General features: G+C 62.1%; 3 protein-coding genes (2 of these 3 running past the window's edge). All 3 read right to left on the reverse strand.

Annotated features, from left to right (window positions below; all coding sequences use genetic code 11):
- On the reverse strand, positions 1-1608 hold the 5' portion of the coding sequence (locus FTE24_RS03790) for a condensation domain-containing protein (RefSeq protein ID WP_160441638.1). The gene continues 57 nt to the left of window position 1, outside the view; only the first 1608 of its 1665 coding nucleotides appear in the window; the start codon lies at positions 1606-1608; its stop codon lies beyond the left edge, outside the window.
- An 84-nt stretch (positions 1609-1692) separates the two neighbouring features.
- Positions 1693-3396 (reverse strand): ABC transporter ATP-binding protein, encoded by a 1704-nt coding sequence (locus tag FTE24_RS03795; protein ID WP_150229482.1) that lies wholly within the window; start codon positions 3394-3396, stop codon positions 1693-1695.
- On the reverse strand, positions 3386-11256 hold the 3' portion of the coding sequence (locus FTE24_RS23150) for a non-ribosomal peptide synthetase (RefSeq protein WP_160441639.1). It continues 985 nt past the right edge of the window; only the last 7871 of its 8856 coding nucleotides appear in the window; the start codon falls outside the window, past its right edge — the gene reads right to left on this strand; the stop codon is at positions 3386-3388. Before FTE24_RS23150 ends, FTE24_RS03795 begins: the two co-directional genes overlap by 11 nt.

Below are 11256 nucleotides of genomic sequence, written 5' to 3' on the forward strand. Positions count from 1 at the left end.
GTACAAGCCGCTTTTGTCGGTCAGGATGCCGACCCGCCCGCCTGCCTGGACGCCGGCGCGGCGCAGCGAATGCAGCAGCGCGTCCGAACCGGCGTCCAGTTCGGCGTACGTCAGCGCGTCGCGGCGGCTGAGTACCGCTTGGGCGTGCGGCGTGCGCAGCGCCTGCGCCGCGAACAGCGTCTGCAGCGAAGAGTCCCGCGCATACGGACGCCGCGTGTCGTTGAAGGTGTGCACGATGCGCTCGCGTTCGCTTGGCAGCGCCAGGTCGAACGACTCCGGGCGCTCCCCCGGATTCGCCGAAGCCTGCTCCGCCAAACTCTCGAACCGGCGCAGAAGCCGTTCGACCTCTTCGGGCGCATAGCGCGACGCATCGAACAGGACGGTCAGCGAGAAAACGTCCGGCTGCGCGATCATGAGCGTGATCGGATAATTCGTCTGCTCGCGGAACTTTTCGCTTTCGGCGCCGATCAGCCGTTCCATCTCCGAAGTGCCCGTACCGGTATAATAATTTTCGAATACCATAAGCGTCCGGATCGCATCCGGCGGCAGCGCGCTGCCGGCCTGCACTTCGCCGAGCGAGCCGTAATCGTGCTTCCCGGAGCGCAGCGCCTGATCGTGCGTCCGTTCGAGCAGCTGCTCGAACGTCTCGCCCGGATTCGAACGGATACGGACCGGGATCGTATTGATGAACAGTCCGACCAGCTTCTCGATACCGCGCAGGTCGGCTCCGCGCCCGGACACGACTTTGCCGAATACGGCGTCTTGTCCGCGGTTGTATTTATGCAGCAGCATGCCCCATACCGCTTCGAAAAACGTATTGGTCGTCACGCCGCGCCCTGCGGCAAGGCGCACGATCCGTTCGCTCAGCGCGTCGTCCAGCCGGATCGTATGCGCCGCGTTCGACCCGGACGAAGCTTCGGCGGTGCCTTGCGCTTCGATGCCCGACTGCCCGGCATAATCGTGCAGCATCGTTTTCCAGTAGCGCAGCGATTCGTCGTGATTTTGCCTGCGCACCCATTTGACGTAATCTTCGTAGCTCGCCGACTCCGACCGTCCCCGCTCCGCTTGGCGCAGCAGCGTTTCCGGCGGCTCGCCTGCTTCCAACGCCAGATAAGCGCTCATGAAATCTTCGTACAGGATAGACAGGCACCAGCCGTCCATGATGATATGGTGAAAACTCCAGATCATGTTCTGCGACGCGGGTCCGGTCTTGACTAGCTTCATGCGCAGCAGCGTTTCCCGTTCGAGATCGAATCCGCGCTCGACGTCCGCCCGTTTGAGCGCTTCGAGCCGATCCAGCGCCTCCTGCGGGGCAAACGGCGTCAGGTCAACCTGTTCCAACTCCATCTGCCGGCGGTAAAACAATACCTGCTGCGGCACTTTGACTTTGCGGTAGACGATAGCCGTGCGCAAAATCTCGTGCCGCTGGCTCAAAATGTCCAGCGCCGACTTCACGAGCCCGGCGTCCAGCGCCCGGCCGATCGACATCGTCTCCTGCACGACGTACTGCCCGGAGCGTTCGTCGAGCATTTTGTGGAACAGCATGCCTTCTTGCATCGGCGTCAATCCGTAAATGCGCTCGACCGTCCGTTTTTTCATCTGATTCATCGGTTCACTTCCTCGTCCGGAAATCGAAATAGCCGTGCCTGTTCGGACCCGCTTCTCTCCCGCATCGCCGAAAAGGTCAACTTGCTAGAACGTAATGGTATAGAGCGAATAGAAGAAGCCTTTGCGTTCCAGCAGTTCGTCGAACGATCCCTGCTCCACGACCGTTCCGTTCTTCATCATGATGATCTCGTCGTACATGGACAGCGCCGTCTTGTTCAGCTTGTGCGTCACGATAACGCGGGTGATGCCCTGCAGTTCCAGAATCGCTTTTTCGATCGAAGCGGCCGTCTCGTTGTCGAGCGACGACGTCGCTTCGTCCAGCAGCAGAATCGGCGTCTCTTTGATCAGCGCTCTGGCGATCGACACGCGCTGCTTTTCCCCGCCGGACAAAAACGACCCGTTTTCGCCGCAGTGAAATTTCGTGCTTTTGCGGGCGATAAATTCGTCGAGGCCGGACATGCGAATCGCCTGCTCCAGTTTTTCCGGCGGATACGTTTTGTAGAGTAAAATATTGTCTTCGATCGGCGCGTCGAACATGAACACTTCCTGCTGGATAACGGAGATCAGTTTGTACAGGTCCGACGGATCGATGTCTCTCAGCTCCGTGCCGTCGATCTGTATGGCTCCGTCGTAGTTTTCGTAATAGCCCATCAGCAGGTTGAGCAGCGTCGACTTGCCGCTTCCGCTCAGGCCGACCACCGCGTACGACTTGTTTTTTTCCAGCCGGACGTTTAATCCGTCCAGCACGCGCCGTTCCCCGTCAAAAGAAAACCCGACGTCGCGGAACGCGATTTCCCGCTCGAATTCGCTTTTGCCGCGGCCCGGCGCTTCCGCTTCTTCCGCAAGCAGCATCTCGTCGATGTTGGCAATCAGAGCGGCGCCCGCTTTGCGTTTGTTGAGATACTCGGCCATGATCACGATCGGTCCGAGCAAATAGTTCAGCAGTTGAATGTAGGCGACCACTTCGCCGACCGTGATCTTGCCCTGGATCGCCAGCCATGTGCCAAACGTGAACGTGCCGACGACGACGATAAAGCCCGACGTCTCGGTCAGCACGCCGATCAGCGCGGTGATGTCGTTGTACTTTTTTTTGCGCGTCTCAAGCTCTGTGTTGACCTCGGATACCGTCTGCGCGACTTCCCGCTCCACGCCGAAGCTTTTGATGACCGTGAAGCCGTTGAACACGTCCTTGATCGACATGGTGAACGCTTCGTTTTTCTCCGATACTTTCTTTTGCCGAAAAGCGACTTTGCCGTTCAGGGCAAGCGAAGCGGCGACGGGCAGCAGACTGAGCAGAATCGCCACGACGGCGACCTGCACGTTCAGATAGAAAATGGAAGCCAGGCCCATAACGAACATGGCGATCTGCGTAATGAGGATCAGGTTGCCGCTGACGTAATCGGTCTCGATGATCTTGGCGTCGTTGTTCATGATCGAAATGTAGCTGCCGGTGTTGCGTTTGCGGAAATCGACCAGATTTTTATCGATGATTTTCCGGGAAATGGCGTCTTTGTAGCCGATCATCGACCGCTGCACGTATTTGTTTTTGAACAAATATTGCAGCACGCCCACGATCAGGAACAGTCCCAGAAAAGCCAACACGAGCAGCACGAGATCGATCAGTTCGCCGAACGTGCCCTGCACGCCGATATCGATCAACTCTTTCAGGATAAAAGCGAGCGCTACGTTCATCGCCGCAGACGCGACCGACAATACGACGGCCGCTCCCAGCAGGAATTTGTTTTTGAACAGGTATTTTTTTAGAGACAGTTCCCGCTTAATCCTCATCGCCACCTTCAAATAATCTCAATACGCCTTCCAGTTCTTCTTCGTCCCACTCCGAGGCATCGCCGTAATCGGACGCCGTATAGCGGGTCTCGTCCAGCGAGCCGCAGTGGTCGATGACGCGAAGCAGGCTCTGCTTGAACGTCACGGCAAAAGCGAACACGGCAGCCTGGGCGTACTTCGCGCCGTCGTAGTCGATCGTGAACGACAACCGCCCATTCTCGATGATGCCGGTGACCGCAAAGTGATGCACCGCCCCGTTCTCTTCCGCGCTCATCCGGCCGCTGCCGTATTCCGAGACGACGAACGTTCCGCCTTCACGGCTGACGTCGCCCAAATAGTTGAAGCTTGCGCCCAACGTGCCGGCCGCAAGCCGGCTCGTCAGCCCGTGTTCCGGACGCGCTTTCAGCAGCCCGTAGCCGAGCCCGTGATTGGGCACCTGGCGCAGGCGGTCTTTGGTAAGGCGGATCGCCGCTTCGATCTCTTCGCCCGGCAGGCAGTCCAGCACGAACGGATACGTGTTCGTGAACCAGCCTACCGTGCGATCGACGTCGATTCGGGCGTCGATCGGATGCCGGCCGTGGCTTTCGAGTTCGATCGCGACTTTCGGCAGGCCGAAATCGCTGCGGAAAGCGAGGCCGAGCGCGGCCAACAGCAGATCCGTAATCTCGGTCGTGTACGCCGAACCGCTCTCAAGCAGCAGTCGGCGCGTATCGGCTTCCGACAATTCGAACGTCTCGCCGAGAATCGTCGAAGCGAACCGGTCTGCGGGATCGGCGGACGGCAGCGCAGCTTCGCCCGCTTGCTCGCACACCGACTGCCAGTACGGCACTTCCCGCCGGAGCAAATAACTGTCGCCGTACGCTTCAAGTTCGGATGCCCAACGCTGGACCGAAGCCGTTTTGGACGGCAGCACGATCGGCTCGCCGCGTTCCGACTGGGCGTAAGCGATGCCGAAGTCTTCCAGCAAGATGCGCCAGGAGACGCCGTCGACGACGAGATGGTGCACGCACAGGAACAGATGCGTGCCGCCGCCGGTGCGGAACAACGCCGCTTTGACGAGCGGGCCCCCGTTCAGGTCGAACCCGGCCTGTATCCGCTCGCAGCGCTCTTCGATTTTGGCGCCGAGCCGTTCGCCGTCTTCGCTGGCCAAAAAGTCGTACACGAACAGTTCGTAGGCTTGGCCGGTCTCTGTCCCGCGGACAAAAGGAGCGGCCTCTCGCGGGAACACGCTGCGCAGCGCGTCGTGATGCAGCGTCAGATGGAACAGCGCGGCCCGAACGTGCACTTCCTGCTGTTCGTCCGGCGAACGGACGAGGATCGCCTGGTTGAAATGTTCAGGCTTGGACAGGTTCCAGCCGAAAAATTCGCGCTGGATCGGAGTCAGCTTCAGCTCGCCTTCGACAGGCAGCTGATCGTCCGCCCGTCGGTCGCCGGCCCGGCGATCGATTTTGGCCGCGATATGCCGAATGTCTTTTTCATGGAAAATGAGCGGCAGGTCGGTCTCGAAGCCGCGCTGACGCAGCTTGGACACGATCCGCATCGCCTTGATCGAATCGCCGCCGCGTTCGAAGAAATTGTCGTCGATGCCGACGCGTTCGCTGCCGAGCACTTCGGCGAACACGGCGCACAGCGCTTCTTCCGTCTCGTCGCGCGGCGCGGCGTATTCGGCCGCCTGCGGTGCCGCCGGTTCCGGCAGCGCGGCCCGGTCCAGCTTGCCGTTGACCGTCATCGGCAGCCGTTCCAGCCTCGTAATCGACGCCGGCACCAGATAACCCGGCAGCCGCCGGCCCAGCTCGCGCCGAATCTCGTCGACGTCTACCGAGTCGTCGGCGGCCGCATAGCCGCACAGATACGCCGCGCCGGATTCGTCTTCGCGCACCGTCACCGCCGCGTCGCGCACGCCGCTGACGCTCCGCAGTTCGTGCTCGATCTCGCCCGGCTCGACCCGGTAGCCCCGGATCTTCACCTGCGTATCGGTCCGGCCCAAATAATCGACCGTGCCGTCCGGCCGCCAGCGGGCCAGATCGCCCGTGCGGTACCAGATGCCGCCCGCGGCGTACGGGTCTTCGCCGAACAGCTCCGCCGTCTGCTCCGGCCGGTTCAGGTAGCCGATTGCCACGCCGTCGCCGCCGACGACCAGTTCGCCGGGCTGTCCGACGCCGCACAGCCGGCCGCCGGGATCAAGAATATACGCCGTGCTGTTGGATATCGGACGGCCGATCGGCAGCGGGCCGTTGACGTCTTCGATCACGTGCATGAGCGAAAACGTCGTGTTTTCGGTCGGGCCGTAGCCGTTAATGAGGCGCGGCCGCCGGGGTTGTTCCAGCAGCTTCGATACGTGACGCTGCGACAACCGTTCGCCGCCGATCAGCAGATCGTCAAGCGTCGACACCGATGCCGGATCGTCGTCCATATAGTGGTTGAACAGCTGCGCCGTCATCCACATCGTATTGATATTGTGCTCCCGCAGCTTCGCTTGCAGCTGCGCGGCGTCCGGCACTTCGGCCGGTTCGCTCAGGTAGACGGAGCCGCCGCTGAGCAGCGGTCCCCAGATCTCGAACGTCGAGGCGTCGAANNNCGCCTGGGCAAAGTCCAGCAGGCCGGTGCCCTGCACGAGCCGGGTCACGCTGCGATGGCGGACGCGGACGCCTTTGGGCCGTCCGGTCGTGCCGGACGTGAACAGCACGTACGCTTCGTCTTCGCCGCTGCCGGGGTGGGGCGGCGCGGATGCGGCGTTGGATGCCGGATGTACGGCGGACGCCGATATATCCGGTGAGAGCGCGGTTTCCGACGCCGACAAATCGTTCATAGCGTGCGTAGAACCCGGCATTGCCGCCGCCAAGTCCAGCTCGACCAGAGGTCGCCCGCCCGCAATAGCGCGGGCAGTATCCCCTTGTCCCGGCAGGTGCAGCAGCGCCGACACGTCGGCGTCGCCGAGCAGCGCCGACAGACGCTCGGCCGGATCGCCGCTCGTCAGCGGCACGTACGCGCAGCCCGCTTTGAGTATCGCCAGCAGGCCGGCGANATACAAGCCGCTTTTGTCGGTCAGAATGCCGACCCGTCCGCCCGCCTGGACGCCGGCGCGGCGCAGCGCGCTCAGCAGCGCGTCCGAACATGCGTCCAGTTCGGCGTACGTCAGCGCGTCGCGGCGGCTGAGTACCGCTTGGGCGTGCGGCGTGCGCAGCGCCTGCGCCGCGAACAGCGTCTGCAGCGAAGATTCCCGCGTATACGGACGCCGCGTGTCGTTGAAGATCTGCACGATGCGGTCCTGTTCATCCGGGCCGACCAGTTCGATCTCACCGAGCCGGATGGAGGCATCGGCCGTGATGCTGCGCAATATGCGCTCGAAGGCGGCGGAGAACGCGCTCACCGTCGCTTCCGCAAACAGGTCGGTGCCGTATTCCCAGTCGACGGCGTATCCGTCCGCTTCTTCGCCGACGCTCAGCGTCAGATCGAATTTGGACGACTGCGTTCGCACCTGAATCGGTTCAAACGTGAGACCGCGCAGCGTTTGGCGTTCGCTTTTGCGATTCTGCATCACGAACATGACGTCGAACAGCGGATTGCGCGCCGGATCGCGCGGCAGGCCGAGCGCTTCGACGAGCGATTCGAACGGATACGACTGATGCTCGTATGCCGATACGGCGAACGTCTTGATCTCGTCGAGGAAATCGGAATACGTCTTGCCGCGCTCCGGCCGGCCGCGCATTGCGAGCGTATTGACGAACATGCCGGCCATCTTCTCCGTATCCCGGTGTGTCCGGCCTGCGGCCGGGCTGCCGACGATCACGTCTTCCTGCCGGGAAAAAGCGGCCAGCAGAATCTGCAGGGCGGACAGCAGCACCATGTATTCCGTCGCGCCCGACCGCCGCGCCGTGTCGGTCACTTGGCGCTTCAGGTCGAGGTCGATCCGGGTGCGCAGCGTGTCGCCCGCGAAGCTCTGAATCTGCGGCCTCGGGTAATCGAGCGGCAGGTCGAGTATCGGCAGCTCTCCGGCAAACTGTTCGTTCCAGTAGTCCGCTTGTTCCTGCGTGCCGCTGCTCAGGCTCCACTCGGTGTAATCTTTGTACTGCACGCGCAGTTGTTCGAGCTCCTGATCGTCGTACAGTTGGAAAAACTCTTCAATGATCAGATCAAGCGTCGCTTCGTCGGACACAATATGATGCATATCGAACAAAATGAGATGCCGCTGCGGCCCGGTCTCGATCACTTTCAACCGGATCAGCGGAGCCTGGCGCAGATCGAACGGCCGGACGAAATGCCGCAGCGAGGCATCCGGCTCGATCTCGGCGCGTTCGAATTCGATTTTGGCCGAAAGATCGGTCCCGATTCGCTGCCGCCCTTCGCCGTCGTCGCCCGCTTCGAATCCGGTGCGCAAAATGTCGTGCCGTTCGACCAGCTTGCGGAATGCATGCTCGACCTGGAATACGTCCAGTTCGCCGTGCGCTTCGACTCCGCCGGACATATGATACGCGGTCCCCGCTTCCTGCAGACTTTCGATTCTGTACATTCTCTGCTGGGCCGAGGACAACACATAACTGTCGGCCGGCTGCACCTGCGGAATGCCGCGATATTCGGCGGCAGGCCCCGCATGCAGAAGTTCGCTCAGTTCTTCGACCGTCGTGCGTTCGAACAGCGTTCGGAGCGGCAGACGAATGCCGAGTTCTTCTTCGATCAGGTTGACGGCGCGCGCGGCGCGCAGCGAATGTCCGCCGAGTTCGAAGAACGAATCGTCGATGCTCAATTGGTCGGCTTCCAGCTCCAGCACCGCCGCGAAAATGGCAGCCAGCTTGGCCTGCGTATCGTTTTGCGGCAGCACCCGGGCCGGGCGCTGCTCGAATTGCGGCTCCGGCAGCGCGGAACGATTCAGCTTGCCGTTCGAGTTGACCGGCAGATGTTCGAGGACGACGATCGCCGTCGGCACCATATAGGCAGGCAGCTGCTGACCCAGTTCATGCTTGCAGGACGAGGTGTTAAAAGAATCCGGCCGGCCGGCGACGACGTAGGCGCACACGTAAGCTTCGCCGGCCTGGTCCGTTCTCGCGATGACCGCCGCGTCTTTGACGCCTGTGCAGCCGCGGAGCAGCGTTTCGATCTCGCCGAGTTCGATCCGGTATCCGCGGATTTTGACCTGATCGTCGATCCGCCCCGAATATTCGAGCTGGCCGTCGCTTGTCCAACGGGCCAGATCGCCGGTGCGGTACATGCGGCGTCCCGGCGCGAACGGGTCCGGAACGAAGCGCGCTTCGTTTAGCTCGGGACGGTTCATATACCCGCGGGCCACGCCGTCGCCGGAGATGCACAGCTCGCCCTGGACGCCGATCGGCACCGGGCGGTCGCAGCGGTCGAGCACGTAGATCGCGGTATTGGCGATCGGCCGGCCGATCAGCGGACGGTCCGAGACGCCGAAAGCGAACGCGCTCGACCAGACCGTCGTCTCGGTCGGGCCGTACAGATTGTAAAAGCTGCAGTCGAAACGTTCGCGCAGCTCGGCGACCAACGACTGCGGCAGCGCTTCGCCGCCGATCAAAATATGTTCCAGCGACCGGAAAGCGCTGCCGCCCCGGACGTCCAGCAACATTTTGATACGCGACGGCGTCATCTGGATCACGTTCGCGGTCCGGTGTTCGATCGCGGCGCGAATCGCTTCCGGATCTTTTTGTTCGTCTTCGTTCAAAATGACGATACGGAGTCCCCGGGCCAGCGCGAGCAGCGATTCGACGACGAAAATATCGAACGAAATATTCGTCGTGTTCAGGATCGTCTGTCCTTCGGCGAAAGCGACGACGTTCGCCAGTCCTTCGATCAGGTTGTGCACCGAGCGGTGCTCCAGCATAACGCCTTTGGGCCGTCCGGTCGAACCGGACGTGAAGATGATATACGCCAGATCCGACGCCAACACGCCGTTGTCGGGATTGCGATCGTCCGCCGCGTAGGCGTCGGCCCGATCCAGATTCAGGATAGGGCCGTCGAAGCAGCGGCCCGCTTCCGGAAGACGCGCTTCGTCGGTCAGCAGCAGGACCGCCCCGCTCTCTTCCAGCATGTACCGAATCCGGTCGGCCGGAAATTCGGGATCGATCGGCACGTAAGCGCAGCCGGATTTGAGCACGGCCAAGATAGCGGCGTGCATATGCAGACCGCGGCCGACCATGATCGCCACGGCCGTGCCGCGCGGTTCATCGGCGATTCGGCCGATACTGCCGGCGAGGCGATTGGCGCGGCGGTTCAGTTCATCGTAAGTCAGGCTCTCGCCGGTCGCATGCAGCATAAGCGCCGTGCGTTCGCCGCTGCGGGACACTTGGCGTTCGAACAGCGCCGGAAGCGTAAGCTCGCGATCGTAATAAGCTTCCGTTTCGTTGAAGCCGATGACCTGCCGGCGTTCTTCTTCCGCGCTCAGCACCCGAATACGGCCGATCGGGGTCTCGGGCTGCTGAAGGACCGCTTGCAGCACCTGCAGGAAATGGTTCGCCATCCGCCGCATCGTATCTTCCCGGAACAGCCGTGTGCCGTATTCCCAGTTGAGGACGTATTGTCCCTGCCTGCGCTGCACGGCGACGGTCAGATCCAGCTTCGCGCTATCCGATGGTCCCTCGATATCGCGTACCGTCGTTCCGTCCGCTTCCCACGCCGTTTCTTCGTTGTTTTGCACAATCAGCATCACGTCGAACAGCGCGTTGCGCGACAAGTCCCGCTCCAGATCCAGACGGCCGATCAAAGCTTCGAACGGATATTCCTGATGCGCCTGGGCTTGCAGCGCCTGGTTCTTCGTCTCCCGCAGCAGCTCGGCGAACGTCTTGCCCGGCTCGGGACGGCCGCGCATCGCCAGCGTGTTAATGAAAACGCCGACCATGTTTTCGGTATCCTGATGCGTGCGGCCGGAGATCGGGCTGCCGATCACGATATCGTCCTGCCCGCTGTATTTGCCCAACAGCACCGTCAGCGCGGCCAACAAAATCATGTAGTCGGTCGTGCCGCTTCTGCGGCCCAGTTCCGACAACTTATGTACGAGCGAATCTTCGAGCACGAGATCAAAACTTGCGCCCGCGAAGCTCTGCGTCTGCCCGCGCGGGTAATCGAGCGGCAGGTCCAGCACCGGCGCCGCTTCTTCGAACTGCTTCAGCCAGTACGCTTCCGCCGCTCCCTGATCGCGCAGGCGCATCCATTCGCTGTAGTCTTTGTACTGCCGCTCCGGCATCGGCAGGCTCTCGCCCGCGTACAGCCGGGAAAACTCCCGTGTGATCACGTTCATCGACGCTCCGTCCGCGATCAGATGATGCAGATCGAACAGCAGCGCGCCCCGGTCCCCTCCGGTCCGGATCACTTTGAGCCGTATCAGCGGCGCCGTGTCCAGCTCGAACGGACGCACAAAGCGGCTCAGCCACACTTCCCGGTCTTCGTCCGCTTCGCCTTCTTCGAACTCCACCACCGCTTCGACCTGCGGCTCGATCCGCTGAATCAGCTCGCCGTCTTCCAGATGGAAACTCGTTCGCAGGCTCTCGTGCCGCTCCATCAACTGCGCAAAAGCCGAGCGGATCCGCAGCAGATCCAGATCCCCTTCCAGTTCGAGCAGCCCCGGCAGGTTATACGCCGTACCCGCTCCTTCCAGCTGCTGGATCAGATACAGCCGCTTCTGCGCCGACGACATCGGATACGCCGCCTGCACCGGCGCGGCCGGAATCGGCACATACACGCGGTGTTCCGCTTCCTGCAGCCGCAGCGCCAGCGCCGCGGGCGTCGGCGCTTCGAAGATCGCCGTCAGCGGCAGCCGCACGCCCGTGCGCGCTTCCAGCCGGTTGATCGCCCGCGTCGCGCGCAGCGAATGGCCGCCCAGTTCGAAGAACGAAGCGTCCCGGCCCAGGC

The sequence above is a fragment of the Saccharibacillus sp. WB 17 genome, assembly GCF_008634075.2.
Taxonomy (GTDB): Bacteria; Bacillota; Bacilli; order Paenibacillales; family Paenibacillaceae; genus Saccharibacillus; species Saccharibacillus brassicae.

Excerpts from the sequence above, each read along its gene's own strand:
- FTE24_RS03795 (WP_150229482.1), bottom strand. The coding sequence starts at position 3,396 with ATGAGGATTAAGCGGGAACTGTCTCTAAAAAAATACCTGTTCAAAAAC.